General features: G+C 70.2%; 11 protein-coding genes. 6 read left to right on the forward strand and 5 right to left on the reverse strand.

Annotation, left to right across the window (positions count from 1 at the left end; genetic code table 11):
- Nucleotides 1-292: 292 nt before the first annotated feature.
- Nucleotides 293-1,279: a helix-turn-helix domain-containing protein gene (locus Q8A52_RS15895; RefSeq protein WP_316752407.1), complete on the reverse strand. Its 987-nt coding sequence runs from the start codon at nucleotides 1,277-1,279 to the stop codon at nucleotides 293-295.
- Nucleotides 1,280-2,261: 982 nt separating this feature from the next.
- On the opposite strand from Q8A52_RS15895, the gene Q8A52_RS15900 reads away from it, so the two are divergent.
- The 3 genes from Q8A52_RS15900 (at nucleotide 2,262) to Q8A52_RS15910 (ending at nucleotide 4,804) form a co-directional block, all read left to right on the forward strand.
- The gene (locus Q8A52_RS15900; RefSeq protein WP_316752409.1) at nucleotides 2,262-3,320 is read left to right on the forward strand and encodes a fibronectin type III domain-containing protein; all 1,059 of its coding nucleotides are present in this window, start codon (nucleotides 2,262-2,264) and stop codon (nucleotides 3,318-3,320) included.
- 70 nt (nucleotides 3,321-3,390) lie between these two features.
- Entirely contained in the window at nucleotides 3,391-3,903 is a 513-nt protein-coding gene (locus Q8A52_RS15905) for a hypothetical protein (protein WP_316752411.1), read from the forward strand.
- A gap of 463 nt (nucleotides 3,904-4,366) precedes the next feature.
- Entirely contained in the window at nucleotides 4,367-4,804 is a 438-nt protein-coding gene (locus tag Q8A52_RS15910; protein ID WP_316752413.1) for a LacI family DNA-binding transcriptional regulator, read from the forward strand.
- A gap of 16 nt (nucleotides 4,805-4,820) precedes the next feature.
- Here Q8A52_RS15910 and Q8A52_RS15915 read toward each other — a convergent pair whose 3' ends face one another.
- Nucleotides 4,821-5,837 (reverse strand): LacI family DNA-binding transcriptional regulator, encoded by a 1,017-nt coding sequence (locus Q8A52_RS15915; RefSeq protein ID WP_316752415.1) that lies wholly within the window; start codon nucleotides 5,835-5,837, stop codon nucleotides 4,821-4,823.
- 465 nt (nucleotides 5,838-6,302) lie between these two features.
- Between Q8A52_RS15915 and Q8A52_RS15920 the strand changes: the two genes are divergently transcribed.
- Together Q8A52_RS15920 and Q8A52_RS15925 are read left to right on the forward strand one after the other, a co-directional pair.
- A complete protein-coding gene (locus tag Q8A52_RS15920) occupies nucleotides 6,303-6,506 on the forward strand; it encodes a cold-shock protein (RefSeq protein ID WP_316752418.1) in 204 nt (67 codons plus the stop codon).
- A gap of 87 nt (nucleotides 6,507-6,593) precedes the next feature.
- Nucleotides 6,594-8,258 carry a DEAD/DEAH box helicase gene (locus tag Q8A52_RS15925; RefSeq protein ID WP_316752420.1) on the forward strand — a complete coding sequence of 555 codons (1,665 nt, stop codon included), beginning with the start codon at nucleotides 6,594-6,596 and terminating at the stop codon, nucleotides 8,256-8,258.
- 475 nt (nucleotides 8,259-8,733) lie between these two features.
- Here Q8A52_RS15925 and Q8A52_RS15930 read toward each other — a convergent pair whose 3' ends face one another.
- The 3 genes from Q8A52_RS15930 to Q8A52_RS15940 all read right to left on the reverse strand — a co-directional run bounded on the left by Q8A52_RS15930 (nucleotide 8,734) and on the right by Q8A52_RS15940 (nucleotide 19,027).
- Complete coding sequence (locus Q8A52_RS15930) at nucleotides 8,734-15,843, reverse strand: polyketide synthase (RefSeq protein ID WP_316752422.1); 7,110 nt, start codon at nucleotides 15,841-15,843, stop codon at nucleotides 8,734-8,736.
- A 56-nt stretch (nucleotides 15,844-15,899) separates the two neighbouring features.
- Entirely contained in the window at nucleotides 15,900-16,457 is a 558-nt protein-coding gene (locus tag Q8A52_RS15935; RefSeq protein WP_316752424.1) for a hypothetical protein, read from the reverse strand.
- Nucleotides 16,458-16,567: 110 nt separating this feature from the next.
- On the reverse strand, nucleotides 16,568-19,027 hold the full coding sequence (locus Q8A52_RS15940; protein WP_316752425.1) for a lantibiotic dehydratase: 2,460 nt from the start codon (nucleotides 19,025-19,027) through the stop codon (nucleotides 16,568-16,570).
- 152 nt (nucleotides 19,028-19,179) lie between these two features.
- On the opposite strand from Q8A52_RS15940, the gene Q8A52_RS15945 reads away from it, so the two are divergent.
- Nucleotides 19,180-20,337: a M20 family metallopeptidase gene (locus tag Q8A52_RS15945; RefSeq protein ID WP_316752428.1), complete on the forward strand. Its 1,158-nt coding sequence runs from the start codon at nucleotides 19,180-19,182 to the stop codon at nucleotides 20,335-20,337.
- Nucleotides 20,338-20,341: the final 4 nt, after the last annotated feature.

The raw sequence follows: 20,341 nt of genomic DNA on the forward strand, positions 1-20,341 counted from the left end.
AGGGCCGCGGATTCCGATGACGAAGGCGGACGCGGACTCACGCTGATCGGCGCGCTGTGCCTGTTCCACGGCAGCGACCGCGTAGCGGCCGGGAATCGCTGTTGGGCGGTACTGTCCGTACGGCGGGCAGCAGCCGACCGGCCCCCGACGCCCTCGCGTTGATGTGGCCGACGGCGGTGTCGCGTACGACTCCGCTCGCTGGTCGCTCACTCGGGCCGGCGTTCGGCTCCTGCTGCGGATGTATGCGGCGGGGGTGTGATGATGCCTGCCCCGATCAGCGGTCCACTGCGGATCAGAGCCATCCGCTGCGGGTCGCGTGCAAGGCCATTTGGAACCGGGTGAGTGATCCGGCCCGGGTGTTGAGCTGCTCCAGATGGCGGGACAGCGTGCGGCGGCTCACGCCCAGCAGTTCCGCGATGGTGTCATCGGTCACGCCGGTGGCCAGCAGCTCCAGGATGCGGCGATGCGTCGGGCTGAGTGCCGAGGGCACGCTCTCGTTCAGATGCATGGGCAGAGCCGTCCGCCATGAGGTCTCGAACAGCCCCGTCAGCGCCGACAGCAGGCTGGAGGGGTGGACCATGAGCAGCGAGTCGTTGACTTCGGCTTCGACGAAGGACATCGACACGATGGCCAGGCGGTGGTCGAAGATGGTCAGCTTCACGGGGACGGTCGGAAGGACGCGGGCATGTTCCCCGGCAGCTATGCATGGCTGGATGTTGACGCTGTAGTAGGCAGAATTCTCGACCGCGGATTTGGAGTAGACAACGCGGTACTCGACACCGTTCTTGAGCTTGTCGACCTCGATCGGGTTGGCGCTGCCGTGGGTGTGATACGGCGGTGAGTCGAAGCGCAGGACTTGACTCTCGGCGGCTTCCTCGATGTTCCAGATGCGTTCGGCGATGGATGGACCGGTGACGACCTCGACCAGGTTGTCGGTCGCCTGCGGGCTGACGGAGCGGCGGTAGCCACGATAGGCGTTGACGGCGGCCTGGTGTGATTCGCGGAGTTCGGCCGTGCGGGCGTGCGCCAGGTATTCCAGCGCAATGGTCGGTTCGACGGGCACGTGTTCACGGACGTCGGTCCCGGTGACGGTGATCAGGCCCAGCTTGCGGAGTTGAGTCAACTCCCGCTCCAGATAGGCGTCCTGGTCCTGGCCCAGGCCCATGGCCAGACTTTCTTGTTTACAGGGACCGAGGGCAAGCAGAGCCATATAGATCTCCGACTGTCGGCGGGTCAGCCCAAGACGGCACAAATGGGTCCGCAGGTCCTCGTCGGCCATTGGAGCACCTCCCAGTGGGAACGGGGAACCATTCACCTGCCTGAAGAAACACTCGTTCTCCCGTTCCTCCACGGCGAGTTGGTGCGCGGCATCGTGGCACGCCCGGTCCATGGGGCGCCACATAACCGGTGAGTATGTGGTCGGTGCCATAGCGAGAGGGAGAGGAAAATGCCCGTATGCGTCAGTGGCCATCGTGTGCCGCACAGGGTTTTCCGGGAGTACACATTTTCTCGTGAGTCCCGAAGTGTTTGAGCGTTGCGGTCGGCCACATGACTCCAGCGCAGGTTGTGACTACAACGCAGGTTCGGCGAACTCATTCTGGCGGCGGATGACCGCAACGAACGTTGGCCCTTGACTCATCGCACTGCGCCCCCTAGGTCAGGCAACCCCCGTTGCCTGCTGGGCGATGTCCGGCTGATCGCCCGCCCAATTCGGCGACTGCCGGCTACTTGGCGAGGACAGTGACCCGCCCGCCTGGGCGTCCCCCGCCCTTGTCCGGCGCGAAATGGGTCGATCCGTGGCCGACCGCCGCTGACTGGTCCGTCCACGCGATGGCACAGCGCCGCCTGTCCCCTCGCCTTCAACGACACATGGAGGAACAGTCATCATGAGCAGAGAGGCCGCACGCAAACACGGGAGGAAGAAACCGTGGGCGCTCCTCGTGGTTCTCAGTACCTTGGCGGGTCTGGCCGCCGCGGCTGTCGGCATCCACGCCGCCATGGCAGGAAGCCCCGACTCGGCAGACAAACCCCGGGGCTCGGCCCACGGCGGACGGATATCGGCTCCGCCCACCAAAGAGCCTGCTCCGCTGGGCCAGCCCCCGAAGAACGACGCCGACCGAGGGATGGTCTACACGGGCCTGCGGCCCGCACCGCAAGGTGATGCGTGCGTCGGCCTGTACCGCCTGGGCGATTCCCGTCAGTGCAGCCATGGTCCGGACGCGGCACCGAAGGGAGTGGACATCAGCAGGGACACCCCGCCCGTGGATGCTTCCGGAAGCACTCCGCGCGAAACCCGTGCAGCCAGTAGTGGAGTCGCCGCGCCTGCGGCGTCCGTCCCGTGCATCGGTGACGGGAAGTCGGGCAACAGGGTTCAGGCCCTGTACGTTCATGCTCCTGGCCAGAACCGGCTCGCTCAGTACCAGTCGTCCTTCCAGCGCTGGGCCGCGGACACCGACACGATCTACAACGCCAGTGCCACGGAGACCGGCGGAACACGTCACGTCCGGTTCCTTACGGATTCGGGCTGCAACGCGGCGCTGACTGCCGTCGAAGTGGGGGCGTCCGACCTGCAGAGCTTCGACTCGATGAACCGGGCCCTGGGCGCAAAGGGATTCGACCGGCGCGACCGCAAGTACCTGATCTTTGCGGACGCCAAGGTGTACTGCGGCATCGGAACCATGGCCGGAGACGATCGGCCGGGCGCCGGCAACCGCAGCAACTTCGGCCCTTCCTACGCACGCGTCGATGCCGGCTGCTGGAACGGTCAGACCGCGGCGCACGAGCTCGGCCACAATCTCGGCGCCGTCAACGACAGTGCTCCGCACAGCAGCAAGGGCGGCCACTGCGTGGACGAGTGGGACATCATGTGCTACTCGGACGAGCCCTTCCACCCGCGCATGCAGGTGCTGTGCCCGGACCGTGCAAAGGACGCCCGACTGGACTGCAACCACGACGACTACTACAACACCGCCCCGAAGCCCGGTAGTTACCTGGCCACCCACTGGAACGTGGCCGACAGCACCTTCCTGTCGAAAGGCGGGGACACGGACAACGGCACCGGCGGATCAACCGGGCCCCAAGCGCATGCCACACAGGTGAAGGCCACTTCGGCCGTGCTGAGCTGGCGCAGCATCCCGTCCGCGGACCGTTACACCGTACGAGTCAACGGACGCTCCTTCGGCAATGTGAAGGGGCTCCGGCTGAGCCTGACCTCACTGTGGCCGGGCACTGCCTACACGGTCACAGTCACCGCCCACACGCCGAAGGGCACCACCAAGCCGGGACCCGCCGCGACGTTCCGCACGAAGGAGGTGCAGTGAACGCGGACAAGCGCACCGGACGCCGCCAGGAGGTGGGCCTGGGATGCGCCTGAAAGGATCGACCGCAGCCGTGGCCGCGGCGCTCGCCGGAGTCGTGGTGGTGGGCGGAGCTCATCCGGCTTCCCCGCACGGCGACACCATCACCTTCCGGGTCTCACTCGACCGGTCGGGGCAGGTCCTGGCACTGGCCACCTATGAGAACGACAAGGATCCGGTGGACGACAGCGTGGTCGGTACCCTCACGGCGCAGTCGCCCGACGGACGTACCCTCGGCCCATGGCGCCTGGTGCAAGTGCCCCATGTCGCGGGCGGATTCACCACGCGGCAACGGCTGTCCGAGGGACGGTGGCGCATCACGATACGCAGCGCCTTTCCCGAACTGGGCTATGGCGAAGGCAATGTGACCGTCCCCAAACCGGTGACGCCGCCGCCGAATCCTGGTGAGCGGACCAAGGTGTCGGCTGCTTCCCCGACGCGGCCCCACCAGCCGGCCGACAGCAGCACAACCTGGACGTGGATCACCGGCGCCGCGGTTGTCATGGTCGTCAGCGCCCTTCTGGCGGGGTACCGACGCCGCCGCTGAACAGCAGCGGACAGACGCTCAGGGAGATGCGCCCACGTCGCCGACCAGGCCGGCGACGTGGGGTGAGCGGGGTGAGCAGTGCGAGGGCGGCTATGTGGCCCAGACGTCGGGGGCGGGTCGACCTCATGGTGGCTCCAGTCTGAGGCGGGGTCGGGGTGCGAGGACGCTAGCAACGGGCATGGAGGCTTTCAACAGTTCAGGCAGGCATGATCTGCCTGACCAACTGAAAGTTTTCATTGAAACACGGCAAGCACGACGGCGGAGGGCTAGCGTCCCGCTCATCAGCCTGTCCGCCGTGAGAGCACGGGGGTCCGTATTTCACGGAATGTCCGCGGCTCGTCCGGCCGTATGATCGGGCGGAGCCGAATCGATCTCCCGCCCGGTCCGCACAGCCTGCCGGTGCCGCGGACGGGACCGGCCCTTGTCCGGAGAAGTGCGTGAGCCACCCGACGAAAGGGAGTGCATGAAGGTCGGTATCGTCGAGGTAGCCGCTCGCGCCGGAGTCAGCGAAGCGACCGTGAGCCGGGTCGTCAACCGGCGGCAGGGCGTGGCGAAGAGGACACGGGACGCGGTCGAGAGCGCGATGGCGGAGCTGGGCTACGAACGCCCCGTTCAGGGCCAGTTGGTCGCCGTGATGACCGAGCACGTGTCGAACCCGTTCTTCGCCGACGTCGCCGAACGAATCGAGTCGGCACTCGCCCCGCACGGCCTCAAGACCGTCCTCTGCCCCGCCTTCCCCGGCGGCGTGCAGGAGCGCGAGTTCATCACCTCGATCGCTGACAAGGGCATCGCGGCCGTCATCTTCCTCTCGGTGTCGAACACCCTCGAGGGCGCGGACACCGAGACCTACGAGCTGCTGCGCGCACGCCGCACCTCGACGGGACCCGTGCGCAAGGACTGACGTGGTCCGCGCGGGATCAGCCCTGCCCGTCTGCCGAGCCCGGGGGAGGCGGAGCCGTGGTGGAGCGGACCACCAGTTCGGGTGCGAACAGCAGTTCCCCGGTGGGTACTTCCTGCCCGGCCACCAACGCCCGGACGCTGCGGCCGACTTCCACCGCCAGACGGTCGGCGGGCTGGCGGACCGTGGTGAGCGGCGGGTCGACGAACTCGGTGAGCATGGTGCCGTCGTAGCCCACCACCGATACGTCGCCGGGCACACTCAGGCCGCTGCGGCGGATGCCGCGGATGGCGCCCAGGGCCATGAAGTCGCTGGCCGCCACGATGGCCGTCACCCCCGTCTTCGTGAGCATGCCTGCCGCGGCCTGGCCACCCTCGATCGTGTACGACTGGCGGACCACCCAGCGGTCTGCGTCCTTGATGCCCCGCTCGGCCATCGCCCTGAGGAACCCGGAGACGCGGAGATCCGCGGGTTGATTGCCCTTCGGGCCGGACACCATGCCGATTCTGCGATGGCCGAGCCCGTAGAGGTGGGCCACGGCCAGTTCGGCCGCCTGCAGGTTGTCCGTGGAGTACACCGGAGCGGCGACCCCGTCGCCGAACCGACCGTCGATCCCCACATAGGGAATCTGTCGGTCCCGCAGCATCTCGTACGCAGTGGTGTCCGCGTTGTCGAGCGTGTTGCTGATGGACAGGAACACCACCGCCGCGAGCCCGCGCCCCATGAGAACCGAGATGAAGTCGCCCTCGGGCACCCCACCGGTGAAGGCGGGGCAAATGACCGTCTTCAGTCCGTGCGGAGCCAAGGCCGCCTCGATGCGCTCGGCGACGTCCGCGAAGAAGGGGTTGGAGATGTGCTCGGTGACCACGGCGACGAGCCGGCCGGGGGAGGGCCGCCGATAGCCGAGCTCGGTCATCGCCTCCTCGACCTTCGCGCGGGCGCTCCGGGACACTCCCGGCCGGCGGTTCACCACCCGGCTGACGGTGGCTTCACTGACGCCTGCCCGTGCCGCGACCTCGGTGATCCCGATCTTCATGCTGTGCTGCTTCTCCTTCGGGGAGCCGCCGGTACGACGGTCGCGCCAGGAACGCCGTGGACACCAGAGTGACCGCGGGATACCGGTGGCGATCGATCTGTGGAAAATCTTCGCACTCCGCTTGCAGGGGAGCAATCGAAAACTTTCCATGCCGCTTGCAGCAACGCTCGCCGCCTTCGGATGCTGGTCCGGGCGGCATGGTGTCGCCAGGCCCGGCGGGTGGCATGCAGCTGTCTGTCAGGCGGAGCGATCGCCCTCGGCCACCCCTGTTGGGGGCGGCGGCCGGGACACCCCGGCGCGCGCCTCGATGATCCATCACGGGCCGCCGAGCTGTGCTACGGTTTCGGAGTTGCAGTTGTGGTACCCATGAACCTATGTGCGCCTGACGGGAATGTTTCTCCTTCAGGCGCATTAGTTGTTTCCGGCATCTCCGGATGGGGCCTCTGCCTATTGAAGGAGATTGTCATGGCACAGGGAATCGTGAAGTGGTTCAACTCTGAAAAGGGTTTCGGCTTCATCGCGCAGGACGGCGGCGGTCCGGACGTGTTCGCCCACTACTCGAACATTGCGACCCAGGGCTTCCGTGAGCTCCAGGAGGGCCAGCGCGTCTCCTTCGACGTCACGCAGGGCCAGAAGGGCCCGCAGGCGGAGAACATCCTCCCCGCCTGACCGTCGGACGCGTATCCGCTTGCCGGGGTCCGCACCGTCATGGTGCGGACCCCGGTTTGTGCTGTTTCCAGGAAGGTAAACAAACGCATGTCCCGCAGGCCCCAGAAGACGAACCGACGCGCCTCGTCACCCCCGCCGGCCGCGCCGTCGCCAATGGAATTCCGGCTGCCGGAAAGCACGACACCCGCGCTTCCCGCCGTCGAGGACTTCGCCGGTCTGGACATGCCCGCGGGGCTGCTGAAGACCCTTACCGCGCAAGGCGTGACCACCCCCTTCCCCATCCAGGCCGCCACCCTGCCGAACTCACTCGCCGGGCGTGACGTGCTGGGACGGGGGCGCACCGGCTCCGGCAAGACCCTCGCGTTCGGGCTGGCGCTCCTGGCCCGCACGGCCGGACTGCGCGCACAGCCCAAGGCACCCCTCGCCCTCGTGCTGGTCCCCACCCGTGAACTCGCCCAGCAAGTGGCGGACGCGCTGACCCCGTACGCGACGGCGGTGAACCTCCGGCTGGCCACCGTGGTCGGCGGGCTGTCCATCACCAAGCAGGCAAGTGCGCTGCGGCGCGGCGCCGAGGTGCTCGTAGCGACTCCCGGCAGGCTCAACGACCTCGTGGAACACGGGGACTGCGTGCTCGACCATGTACGCATCACGGTGCTGGACGAAGCCGACCAGATGACCGACATGGGTTTCCTGCCGCAGATCACCAAGCTGATCCAGCAAGTACGGCCCGACGGACAGCGCATGCTCTTCTCGGCCACCCTGGACCGCAACATCGACCGCCTGGTGCAGCGGTTCCTGACCGACCCTGTGGTGCACTCCGTGGACCCGTCCGCGGGAGCGGTGACCACCATGGAGCACCACGTGCTCCACGTCCTGGACGAGACCGACAAGAAGGCCGTCACCACGCGCATCGCGGCCCGTGACGGCCGGGTCATCCTCTTCCTCGACACCAAGAGGTCCGCCGACCGGCTCGCCAAGCGGCTCCTGGCCGTCGGTGTCCGCGCGGCGGCACTGCACGGAGGCCGCTCGCAGCCGCAGCGCAACCGCACCCTGGAACAGTTCAAGAACGGCCAGGTCACCGCGCTGGTGGCGACGAACGTCGCGGCCCGGGGCATACACATCGACGACCTCGACCTCGTCGTGAACGTCGATCCCCCCGCCGACCACAAGGACTACCTCCACCGGGGCGGCCGCACGGCCCGCGCCGGCGGCTTCGGCAGCGTGGTCACGCTGGTCCTGCCCGACCAGAAACGGGATGTCACCCAGCTCATGTCGGACGCGGGCATCCGCCCTCGGACGGCCCGCATCAAGTCGGGCGACGCGGAACTGGCCACCATCACCGGCGCCCGCGAGCCTTCCGGTGTGGCCGTCACCATCGAGGTCCCCCAGCCGGCGGCACCGACGGCGTCCCGCCCGGACCGGAAGACCGGAACCAAGCCCGACGGGCGATCCGGCCGCCGACGCCGAAACGGCGGCGAGGCCAAAGCGGCGGCAGGCGTCGGCACCGGGACGGGGGGCCGGGGCTCCGACCGCCGGGCGGGATCCGGTGGGTCCACCGGCGGTGCCGTCGGCGCGGGCGGTCGCAGTTCCGACCGCCAGTCCGCGAGCCGTGCGGCGACCGCCGCCGCCTCCGGCAAGGCCGGCCGAGGATCCGGCCGACGGGCGGCGGCCGGCGGAGCCACGGGCGGCGCTGCCGGGACCGGCGGCCGCAGCTCCGACCGCCGAGGCGGCCGCCGCACCTCGGCCACATAGGACCCGTAGGGCCGATCACGCCGCAGACGCGGGGTCTGGCAGCGCGTATCTGCGGGTGTTCCGCCGGACGAGCTCGTCCTTGGCCCGGTCGTAGGCGGCGAACGGGTGCCGGACTCCGTGCCGGCGCGTGTAGGTCGCCCTGCGGCGGCGGTGGGGGCCCGCCGCCAGGGTCGTCGGTCCGGCCGCCGTGTTCGGCACACTGTCGGCCCGGGTGGGCTTGAGGTTTCGCGGGCCGAACTCGTGCTGTGGATCACGTCGTGGACCGGGTCCGGGCCGGCGAAGGTCACCTCCGCGACCTTCGCCACGTCCATGCGCTGCGCGGACATCAGGATCATCTGGGCCCGCCGCCTGGTCGCCCACCGACCCGGTACCCCCGCACGTCGGCCGTCATCGATCTCACGGGACCCGTACACGTTCAGTCACGTGATCATTCTGACCGCCCGGAGCCGCCGAGTGCGGCGACCCGGCGACCCGTCTAGTAGGAGAGCCCCGGGCAGTACACCCCCGCCTCCGGAGTCGTGTAGTCGCCGCTGACGATGAGCGTCTCCAGCCGCAGAAGAGACAGGCCGGGGATACGCATCGCCCACCGCAGGGTCTCCGGCAGCAGTCGCCCCGATACGCGCAGTCGCGGAGCCGGACCATCGGGAGCGGCTCTGCGCATCAGCTCGCCGGCACCCGCGTACAGCGCACGTGCCGCGGGCTCCGACAGGGCCGTCAGATGGCCGAGGTCGGACAGGCCCGTCGTATATCCGGCCACGTCACCGGTCTCCCGGTCCACCACGACGTACGGGGCTGACCAGGCGAAGGCACGCTTGGCGGCCATGTGGATCTCCCGGTCCCGCGCGTGGCCGTTGACCTTCCTGTACAGCTCCTGGCACACGGCCACATCCGCCTCGGTCATCGGGCGTACCTCGTAACCGGCCATGTTCGCCGGGGTCGGCGGGGCGTAGCCGCTGATGAGGGCCAACTGCTCGCGCGGCATGAATCCGAGGGAGGAGTACAGCCGGTACGCGCCGAGGTTGTTGGTCACCATGACGCCACGGAAGGACTCCAGGCCGGACGTCTCCCACGCACTGATCACCGCCTCCATCAGCAGCCGGCCCACCCCCCGGCTCTGGGCCGCCGGGTCCACGCTCAGCGGCCCCGGGGCCGCCACGGACTCGCCGAGGACCAGGAAGTTGGATCCCACGACCGTGCCGCCGTCGTCCACGGCCACATAACCGAGGCACCCGGGCGAGGCCAGCCGGTCCTGGAGCATCTCCGTCACCACGTCAAGGGACGGCCACTCCGGCGGCAGATTCAACTTGGCGTTGAACGCGTTGTAGGAGTCGAAGCAGATGCGGGCCATGCGCGTCAGATCGTCCGGCCTCGCCTCACGGAGGTGCAGCCCTGTGGACGCGGTGTCGTCGATCTCGGCTTCGGGCGGCGGGAAGTATCCGACCCGGATGAAGAATCCGACGTACTTCTCGAAGAGTTCCTGGGTCATCGGCGGGCATTCGATGCCCGTCCCGGCCAGCAGCTTCCGCGTCTCGTCCGTGTCCATCGGCAGATAGTGGTTGCGGCCGCTGTAGATGGTCGACTCGAAGCCGTCGATCAGGGGCACCATCGCGTTGTCGCGGTCGGACCGGATGCGTTCGGCCCAGGCGTCCCAGCCCAGTTCGTCGAGGCGGTAGCCGAACGAGCGCAGGGACGCCGTCATCTCGGAGAACGGCAGATGCGTCCGGTTCGCGATGTGGTGGGTGCGGCCCGCGGCGGACTCGCCGAGGGACAGCCTGAGGACGGCGGAGCTGACGTAGTCGACGGGCACCAGATGGAAGATGCCGGCCGGGTCGGCGGGTACGGCTCCCGCCTGCACGATGCCCTTGATGCTGAGCCAGACGAAGTCGTGGGTCTGGCAGAAACCGCGCTCGGAATCACCGGAGATCTCGTCGACCCGGTAGACGGACACGGGCAGTCCCCGGTCCCTGGCGAGCTCGATGATCTGCTCGGCGACCAGCTTCGTCTGCCGGTAGCCGGAGGAGAGGGCCTCGGCCGGACCGGGTGTGTCGGTCACCCTCAGCGGCATGCCCGGCACGGCCTCCGCGGCGAACACGCCGGTGGTCGAGATGTGGTGGACGGGCACGGTCCGGTGCCGGGCGGCGAGCCGCAGTATCTCCTCGGTGCCGGAGACGTTCGCCGCCTTCAGCGCCGAGTAGGGGTACAAGCCGTTGACGGTCGCCGCCGAGTGGTAGACGGCGTCAACGCTGCGGGACAGTGCGTCGAACCGCTCGGGGTCCAGCCCCATCAGGGGTTCGGCGAGATCGCCGACGACCACGGAGAGCCGATCGGTGTCGATGTCGTCCCAGAACTCGTACCACTCCAGGTTGTCCCGCAGCCGTCGGAGGGCTTCCGCCTCGTCGGCTCCGCGCACCAGACAGTGCACGGTGGCCCGGGTCGTGCGCAGCAGGTCGCGCAGCAGGAAGGCGCCGAGGAAGCCCGTCGCCCCGGTGAGGAACACCTCTCGTGGCTTGTCCGCCACCCGGACGACCTCGTCGGCCGGCACGATGTCGTCCGCGAGCGTCACTTCGGCGGCGAAGTCCACCGCGTCGTCGGCGGCGCCTGACGCGCTTGCCTCGCTGAGGATCTTGGTCAGCAGGTGGTCGGCCAGGACGGCCAGGGTGGGGCGCTCGAAGACGAGCGTGGCCCGCAGGTTCACCCCGCTGAGGTCGCTGAGCTGGTTGCGAATCTCCACGGCGGTCAGTGAGTCGATGCCCAGGTCCAGGAACGGCGTGTCGGGATCGATGTCGCTCGCGTCGGCGTGTCCGAGGGCGGCCGCCACCCGGGTCGCGGCCTGCTCCATGACGTACAGGAGCTGCTGCTCGTCGTCCATGTTCGCGAGACGGTCGGCCAGAGTGGCTGCCGCGCCGGGCAGCCTTGCGGCCGGGGTGACTGCCTCGTCCACGTCCTCGGCGGGGGTCGGCACCGGTGGCGGCGTGGTCGGGACGGCCGTGGCAGTGGGCAGCCAGTGACGCCTGCGCTGGAACGCGTATGTGGGCAGGGGGACAGGGGCCGCACCGGCGTCTTCGAAGAACGCCGCCCAGTCGACCGCGACTCCGGCACTGTGCAGGGCGCCCAGGGCCGCGACCGCGGTCTCGGCGCCCGGTCGGTCGGCGCGGGCGAGCGGCACAGCCAGGTGGGCGCTGTCGCCGAGAGTGTCGCGCGCCAGTGTGGTCAGTACGGCGTCGGGACCCAACTCGACGTGGATGTCGATGCCCTGGGCGCGCAGGGTTCGTACCGCGGGCGCGAACCGGACGGCGGAGCGGAGCTGCCCGACCCAGTACTCCGGCGACAGCAGTTCCTCGCCCGCCAGGGCGCCGGTCACGGTGGAGACAATGGGGAGGGCCGGTGCCCGGTAGGCGACCGTGCGGGCGACGGTACGGAAGTCGTCCAGCACCGCGTCCATGCGCGGGGAGTGGAAGGCATGGCTCACCGTCAGGCGCCTGGTCCTGCGGCCCCGGGCCGCCAGCGCGGCGGCCACGGCGGCCACGGGCTCCTCGTCACCCGAGACGACGACCGACCTGGGCGCGTTGACCGCGGCGATCCCCATCCGGGTTTCGCGCCCTTGAAGCAGCGGCAGCACCTCCTCCTCGTCCGCTTCCAGGGCGACCATCGCCCCGCCCTCGGGCAGCGCCTGCATCAATGCCCCGCGGGCGGTGACCAGCCCGGCGGCGTCGGGGAGCGAGAGGACCCCGGCCACATGCGCCGCCGCCAGCTCACCGACGGAGTGCCCGGCCAATGCGTCGGGGCGCACCCCCCAGGAGCGCAGCAGGGCGAACTGGGCCACCTCCAGGGCGAACAGGGCCGGTTGGGCGAGATCGGTGCGGTGGATGCGGTCGTCGTGGGACGTGCCGACGGGGGCCAGCAACACCTCGCGCACCTGCGGAGCGAGGTGCTCGCACACGGCGTCCAGGGCATCGGCGAACACGGGGAAGGCACCGTGCAGTTCGCGAGCCATGCCGGTCCATTGGGAGCCCTGCCCGGTGAAGAGGAAGGCGGTAATCCGGGCAGCTTCCGCGAGCGCCGTGGTGAGCCCGGCCGCCGGCTCACCCGAGGCGAGCGCGTCGAGACCGCGCAGCATTGCGTCGGTACCGTCGGCGACGACGGCGGCCCGGTGCTCCAGGGATGCACGGGACAGCGCCAGGGTACGACCCACTTCCGCAGGACCGTGCTCGGGTGCCGAGCGCACGAAGGACGCCAGCCGTCGAGCCTGCTCGCGCAAGGCGGCGGGCGACCTGGCCGACAGCAGCCAGGGCACGGCGCCCGAGGGCCGTGAGTGAGCCCGCGTGGAACCGACCGGAGTGGCGGGGGACGGTGCTTCCTCCAGCACGACGTGGGCGTTGGTGCCGCTGATGGCGAAGGCCGACACGCCGGCGCGCCGGGGGTGCTCACCAGCGGCCCATGGCCGGGACTCGGCCAGCAGGCGCACGTCGCCCGAGGCCCAGTCGACGTGCGGGGAGGGCCCGTCGACGTGGAGTGTCGCCGGGAGGACCTCGTGCCGCATCGCCTGTACGAGTTTGATGACGCCGGCGACGCCCGCCGCGGCTTGCGTATGGGCGATGTTGGACTTGACGGATCCCAGCCACAGCGGACGGCCGGGGGACCGGCCCTGCCCGTAGGTGGCCAGGATGGCCTCCGCCTCGATGGGGTCGCCGAGGGTGGTCCCGGTGCCATGGGCCTCGACGAGGTCGACCTCGCCGGGGGTCACGCGGGCGTTGGCGAGCGCCTGGCGGATCACCCGCTGCTGGGCCTGTCCGTTGGGCGCCGTGAGCCCGTTGGACGCGCCGTCCTGGTTCACGGCGCTGCCCCGGATCACGGCGAGCACCTGGTGGCCGGCGCGGCGCGCGTCCGAAAGCCGTTCCAGCAGCAGGATGCCCGCGCCTTCCCCGAAGGCCGTGCCGTCCGCCGCCTCGGCGAAGGCCTTGACGCGGCCGTCCGGGGCCAGCCCGCGCTGCCTGCTGAAGGTGATCAGGTCGTCGGGAGTGGCCATCACCGTCACCCCTCCAGTGAGCGCGAGCCGCGATTCGCCCGAGCGCAGGGACTGGCAGGCCAGATGGAGTGCCACCAGCGAGGCGGAGCACGCCGTGTCCACGGTGATGGCCGGGCCCTGGAGGCCCAGGGTGTAGGCCACGCGACCCGACATCACACTGCCGGAGGTGGCGAAGCCGAGGTATCCCTCGTACTCGGAGCCGGGCGCGGCGAGTGTGCTGTACGTCTGACCCTTGGAGCCCACGAAGACGCCGGTCTGCGAGCCGGCGAGCCTCGTCGGATCGATACCCGCCCGTTCGCACACCTCCCAGGCGATCTCCAGCAGGAGCCGCTGCTGCGGGTCCATGGCCGTCGCCTCTCGCGGGCTGATGCCGAAGAATCCGGCGTCGAAGCCGGCCGGATCGGTCAGGAAGCCGCCGCGGGATGCGTAGGTGGTGCCGGGATGGTCGGGGTCGGGGTGGACCAACGTCTCCGGACGCCAGGCCCGGTCGCCGGGCAACTCCGCGGTGGCGTCGCGTCCTTGGGCGATCAGCTCCCACAGCTGCTCCGGGGACTCCACCCCTCCGGGGTAGCGGCAGGCCATGCCGATGATCGCGATCGGTTCGTCGTCACCGGCGGGCCGGTCGGCCTGCGAGTCCGGGTGAGGCGACGGTACGCGTGTGCCGGTGGAGCCGGTCACTTCCGCGACCAGCCGGTCCGCGAGCGCTGCCGACGTCGGGTGATCGAACACCACGGTCGCCGGCAGCCGCAGCCCGAGCGCGGTGCACACCCTGCGGCCGACCGCGACGACGGCCAGGGAGCCGAGCCCCAGGTCGACGAACGGCCGGGCCGGCGCGACCTGTTCGGGAGACTCGAGCCCGAGGGCCGCGGCCACCTCGGCCCGGACCAGGTCCAGCACGGTCCGGTTCCGCTCGGTCGGTGACATGCCGGCCAGTCGCCGCGCCCACTCGGCCGCGTCGCCCGGCTCGGTCCCGCTCGCTCCCGTGCCGGGGTCGGCGGTGGTCGTCGCAGCGAGGAGTCGGCGATCCGCATCCGCCAGCAGATGGCGCGTGATCTTCCCGGCCGCGGTCCGGGGTATGCGGTCGACGGCGTAGACCTTCTCGGGCACCTTGAAGTACGACAGGTGCTCGCGGCAGTGTGCGAAGAGCCCTTGGGCGTCCAGGCCGTCCGGGCCCGGCACCACGTACGCCACGGGTACCTCGCCGAGCACGTCGTGGGGCTCGCCGCCCACCGCCGCGTCGGCCACACCCGGGACGCCGTGCAGGACCTCCTCGATCTCGACGGGGTGGATGTTCTCGCCGCCGCGGATGATCAGCTCCTTGAGCCGGCCGGTCAGGGTCAGATGCCCGGCGGCGTCCTGCCGCGCCAGATCACCGGTGCGGTACCAGCCGTCGCGCACTACGTCGCAAGTGGTGTCGGGCTGCCGGTGGTAGCCGAGCATGAGAGCGGGGCCGCTCACCCACACCTCGCCCTCCTCTCCAGTCGGCACTTCGGCGCCGGATGCGGTGTCGACCAGGCGGATGCCCACGCCGGGCACGGGGAGTCCGGCCGATCCGGCGACGCGGTCTCCGGCGGGCCGGTTCGAGGTGATCGCGCCGGTCTCGGTGGAGCCGTACTGGTCCACGAGCGGGACACCGAAGGTCTCCTCGAAGCGGGCGCCGAGGGAGGCGCCGCTCGCGGAGCCCGCTACGAAGCCCAGCCGCAGCGCGGGCAGGCCCATGTCCTGTTCGTGGGCGCGGTCCAGCAGATAGTGATACGTCGTCGGCACGCCCGCGAGGAAGGTCACCGCGTCCTCGTGCAGGGCGTCCAGTACCTCGGAGGAGGCGAAACCGCTCATGAGCCGTGCGCTGGCACCCACGGCCGTCACCCCCATGACACACAGGTTCTGGCCGAGCCCATGGAAGAGCGGCATGGGCCACAGCAGCCGGTCGTCCTGAGACATCCCCAACACTCCGACGTGGCAGGAGGCCACCAGCCACAACGAGCTGCGCAGGGAGTACAGAACACCCTTGGGGCGGCCTGTAGTGCCTGATGTGTAGAGCATCCACGCGGGGTCGTCGAGCGGATTCTCCTCGGGGGCCGACCGCTCGGGCTCGGTGCTCGCGAGGGTCTCGTACGCGGCCGTGCCCTCGGGTGCGTGCTCCGGCGGAGCCTCGCCGGTCACGATGATCCGAGGCATGGGCCGCCCGGGACGCAGCACCCGTAGCAGCTGGTCGAGGCGCGGTGGGTCGCAGAGCACCAGGGTCGGCCCGCTGTCGTCGAGGAAGTGGGCGAGTTCGGCGTCGGACGCCTGGGGGTTGAGCGGCACTGTGATACCGCCCGCGCGGATCACGGCGAGACAGCTCTCCACGGCCTCCACGGTGTTGCCCGTCAATACGGCCGCGCGGCCGCCCCGCTCCAGCCCCAGGGCGGCCAGATGCCCGGCGAGCCGCGAGGTCCGCAACTCCAGTTCGCGGTAACTGACGCTTCGCCGGGCGTCGGTGAAGGCGGCCTTGTCCCCGATCCGGTCGGCATGGCCGCGCAGCAACTCGGACAGCGGGCGGATCAACTCAGCGTGCATGTGATCGAACCTCTCGGCTTCGTACTCAGTGCTTGGGCGGCAGATGTGCCGGGCCGTCAACGGACGGCGAGAACGGTCCTGGCCGGGCAGGAGAACTCCAGGGAGCCGTCGGCGTCGGCGAGGGCCTTGAGGGCCTCGCGCGCCTCAGCGGTCGATTCGGCCGCGACCTCCGGAGGCACCAGGTCCCCCTGCATGTGCGCCATCACCGCCCAGGCCCACGACAGGCAGCCGTCGATCGTCCCGAACCGGGACCTCGCAGAGACCTGCCGGCTCTCGACATGACGGAGGCCGGCCGCCCGGAAGGCAGCCGCCGCTGCTCGCTCGTCGACCGGCGGGTCGCCGAGCCCGAGGACGGCATTCCACAGGCTCTCGACGCAGGACTGCGCCTGCTGCGGCAGGGGCAGCAGGAACAGGACCATGTCGGCGCCGGCGACGGGGAGCAGGCAGGCGCCGCAGCGGATGTCGAGCACGGGCCCGCCGGGCTGCAGGTCCGGCAGATCGGTGACCAACCTGCCGAGCGGGCACAAGAGCCCCTGGCCCACCGGCCCGCGCCGCTCGGCGGACTCGTCGCAGACGTCCCCTGTCAAGCCGGTGATGCGGATGTCGTTGGCCATGATGGGCTTTCTCCTTGTTTCACCGATGGGTTGCACGAGCCATGTCGCGGGTCTCGATCCATGGCCGCCGATTCGCGGCTCCCTCGGCACCGGCATTCGGCTGCTTCGATTCATGGGTTGTTCGGCAGTGGCCGCACCAGGCAGCCGATACGGAATTCGGCACAGTGCGGCTGGTCCTCCACCCGCCACCACAATTCGTCGGGGGTGGGCAGCATTTCGGACACGACGATTTCTTCCTCGGGAAGTGCTGCCAGGTCGAGCACCGACAGCGGATCGGCGAAATCGACGTACAGCGGTTTGGGTTCGGCCGGGTGTTTCACGTAGACGTGGCGTGGAAGTCCGTGCGCGGCCCGCAGCCGCTGGACCGCCAGCCACCGCCCGTACGGGTCGCCCGCCTTCGCCGGAACGGACAGCCGCCATCGGGCGCGCTGCAGGACGACCCCTTCCACCAGGATCCTGGGCGTGTACGGGCCGAGGTCGACCGGAACGGGTACCAGAGCGGGCCGGGAGAGCGCCCGATGCAGCGTGGACGACAGGTCTCCCGGGTACAGCAGCCGCCGCTGTCCGCCGACGATCACCGCGTCCCCGGATGGCGGCACCAGGGCCTCGGCCATGGGCACCACTTCGGCTCGGTCCTTGCCCGACATGCCGCTCAGCTCGATTGCCACGCCGGGCAGTTCAGGGGTGACATGGGCGCTGCGTCTGCGCGCGACGATGGTCGCGGCCGTGTGGGGCGGGATGATGCGCCCCACCCGTTCGGTGAAGTCGGCCCAGAGCCCGTCGGGATCGCTGTGCAGCGGCTGCTCGAGACCGCCGAAGACGGAGCTGCAGTCGTCGTGCATCTCCGACAGCACCCATGTGGCGGTGGCCGGATCGGGGCCTGCGGCCATCAGGTCCGGGCTGGGCAGGCAGGCGTCCCGCGGGCCGTAGGAGACGGTGCTCCACAGCGGTGCGAGGGCCTCTTCCAGTCGGCGTGAGCCGAGTTCGACGGCGGGCGGACGGTGGCCGCCCGGGCTCGCCTCCTCGACGGCCTCAGTGACAAGATCGCGAAGTACGGCGTCGAGGCGGTCACGTCGGTCCGTACGCCCGGGCACCTCGCGTACCGCCAGGGTCGCGAGCGGAGCCGGTGCGCCCTGCAGCACTGCGCGCAGCGCGTCGCGGGCGTCGTCGCGCGCCAGCAGGGCCGCGAGGTAGGCGAGCGGGAAGACGGCCTCGGTGACCTGGCGGAACCGGTCGATGACCGGTTCCCCGAAGCTGACCCGTTCGCTCAGCGGGCTCGACCTGTCCTCGTGGAACAGCTCGCGGTCGGCGTAGTGCTCTCCGCTGCTGCGCGACACTGCTCCGCCCGCCTGTTCGCTGGCCGACTGCGCCGCGGCCAGGTGCCCGGCGCGCTGCGGCCAGCCGGCCTCCGCGTACTTGTCGCGGGCCTCGGCGAGTTCGAGGACCGTGGGCGTGGGGTGCTCGGCCGCGAGCCTGGTCAGCGCGTGCAGCTCGGTGGAGGGGAGCCGCCAGGGCGAGACGGTCAGTGCGGGACCCAGCGCCGATACCAGCCTCGCCGCGTCCTCGTCGGACTGTTCGGCCGCACCGGCCGCCGCCAGCAGCGCGTCCATGCGGCTGCCGGGGCGGGCCGATGCCGCGCGCCACAGGGCCAGCGCGGGCGCGGCGACCTTGAACCGGCGGCCGTCGACCGCCCGCTCCAGGACAGGGGCCGCATCCGGTTGCCGGAACAGCGGGCTGGGCCAGGCGTGCTGCAGCGTCAACGGCACGGTCGTGGCCGCCTGCTCCCGTAGCTGCTCCACGAGCCAGGCACTCGCCTCCACGACGGCCTTCTCCCGGCCGGGCGGACCGACCACAACGGCCTGCTCCTGCTCCGGGCGCAGCCGGTTGAACAGCACCGGGCCGAAGAACGAGACCGTCTCGCACTTGGTGGTGAAACGGCGCAGATACCGGTGCAGGGTGTCGATGCGCCGACGCAGACCGCGCGGCAGGCCGCTCTCCGTCTCCGCCTCGGCCCAGCCTCGGTGGGCCAGCGGCGGGGTCTTTAGAGCGGCGTGGTGGAACGCCGGGTTCGACACGAACACGGCGTGCTGGAACGAGTCGAGTCCGGCGGCCTCCGCCGTACGCAGGCGGGCCCGGTGCACGCCCGCGTCGAACGCGGAGCGTGTGGCCGCCAGTTGCTGCCGATGGGCGGTGACCAGTGCGTTCCACCGCGGTGCCCAGTCCGGCATCCCCGTTGCCGTGAGGATGTCCGCACCGCGCTCGTCCAGCGGCGCGCCCTCTTCGACCGCTCGGCGGCAGCTCTGCAGCGCCCGCAGCGAACGCTGGCGCGGCTCGATGCCGCGTACGGCTTCACGCAGTCCCGGCCAGCACTGGTCCAAGAAGTGCGCGCGCTCCGTTGCCAAGTCGCTCTCCGCGTCGAGTACCGCCGCGGCGCCGTCGAGGAGCTCGACGGCGGCGAGTCCGTCCAGGAGCCGGGCGGGGAATCCGGTCGCGCGCAGCAGCGACCAGGGCATGGTCTCGACAGAGAGTTCTCCATTTCCCGCCCGCACGTTCCAGGTCAGTGATGTCATGTCAAATCTCCTGACTGGTATCGCTTTTTGGCGCGGGCTCCGGTAGGAAATAGAGGACTCGCGCAGATTCCGGCGAGCCTGTTCCCGATATCCCGGAGGAAACTATGCGGATGATGATCTCGCCCCGGACGATGCGTCGCTGCGGCGATGCCGTGAACCATTCCGAGAAAAAGCTGCTCGCCCTGTCGAGGAGTATTCACGCCGAACCGGAGACGGCGTTTCAGGAACACCGCAGTGCGGCCAAGGTGAGTGATCTGCTGCGGGCCGAGGGATTCGAGGTCGAGCGGGGAGTCGGGGGTCTGGAGACCGCCTTCACCGCTCGTTTCGGGAACGGACCGCTGGCTGTGGGACTGTGCGCGGAGTACGACGCGCTGCCGGGGCTCGGCCACGCCTGCGGGCACAACATCATCGCCGCGTCCTCGGTGGGCGCCGCGCTGGCTCTGCGCGACGTTGCCGAAGAACTGGACCTCACGGTCGTCGTGATCGGAACGCCGGCCGAGGAGGAGGGCGGTGGCAAGATAACGCTGCTGGAGGCCGGGGTCTTCGACCAGGTCTCGATGGCGATGCTGGTCCATCCGGCCCCCGAGGACAACTGCGCGCCCAGCCCGCTGGCCCTGGTGGAACTCGAAGTCCGTTACACCGGGCGGGAGTCGCACTCCGCCCTCGCCCCGCACCTGGGTGTCAACGCGGCCGACGCGCTGACGGTGGCGGAAGTCGCCGTCGGCGTGGGACGCCAGCACTTCGAGCCGCGACAGCAGGTGCACGGCATCGTCACCCGCGGCGGCGAGGTGCCGAACGTGGTGCCCGCCCACACCAGCGCCCTCTACAACCTGCGCGCCGCCGACATGGAGTCCCTGCGGCGCCTGGAGGCCCGCGTCCGGGCATGTTTCGAGGGCGGTGCCGTGGCCACGGGCTGCACGCACGAGGTCCTCGCCACACCCGCGTACGCCGAGCTGGTGCATGACCCGTTCCTGTCCGAGGCGTACCGGGCGGCGGCCACGGAACTGGGCCGGCCGCTGGTGTCCCGGGAGGAGGAGCACACGATGCCCACGGGCAGCACCGACATGGGCAACGTGAGCCGGGCCCTGCCCAGCCTGCACCCGAGTATCGGTATCGACAGCGGTGACGCCGTCAATCACCAGCCGGAGTTCGCCGCCGCCTGTGTGGCGCCCGGCGCCGACCGGGCACTCGTCCAGGGCGCCCTCGCGCTCGCCTGGACCGCGGCGCAGGCCGCCCAGGACGACGAGACGAGGGAAAGGCTGCTGACACTGCACCGGGAGCGGCTGAGCAGGGGCGAGATCCTGGCATAGGGAT

The organism is Streptomyces herbicida (assembly GCF_032656585.1).
In the GTDB taxonomy this organism is placed as follows: Bacteria; Actinomycetota; Actinomycetes; order Streptomycetales; family Streptomycetaceae; genus Streptomyces; species Streptomyces herbicida.

Excerpts from the sequence above, each read along its gene's own strand:
- Q8A52_RS15895 (WP_316752407.1), bottom strand. The coding sequence starts at position 1,279 with ATGGCCGACGAGGACCTGCGGACCCATTTGTGCCGTCTTGGGCTGACC.
- Q8A52_RS15910 (WP_316752413.1), top strand. The coding sequence starts at position 4,367 with ATGAAGGTCGGTATCGTCGAGGTAGCCGCTCGCGCCGGAGTCAGCGAA.
- Q8A52_RS15915 (WP_316752415.1), bottom strand. The coding sequence starts at position 5,837 with ATGAAGATCGGGATCACCGAGGTCGCGGCACGGGCAGGCGTCAGTGAA.
- Q8A52_RS15920 (WP_316752418.1), top strand. The coding sequence starts at position 6,303 with ATGGCACAGGGAATCGTGAAGTGGTTCAACTCTGAAAAGGGTTTCGGC.
- Q8A52_RS15925 (WP_316752420.1), top strand. The coding sequence starts at position 6,594 with ATGTCCCGCAGGCCCCAGAAGACGAACCGACGCGCCTCGTCACCCCCG.
- Q8A52_RS15930 (WP_316752422.1), bottom strand. The coding sequence starts at position 15,843 with ATGCACGCTGAGTTGATCCGCCCGCTGTCCGAGTTGCTGCGCGGCCAT.
- Q8A52_RS15935 (WP_316752424.1), bottom strand. The coding sequence starts at position 16,457 with ATGGCCAACGACATCCGCATCACCGGCTTGACAGGGGACGTCTGCGAC.
- Q8A52_RS15940 (WP_316752425.1), bottom strand. The coding sequence starts at position 19,027 with ATGACATCACTGACCTGGAACGTGCGGGCGGGAAATGGAGAACTCTCT.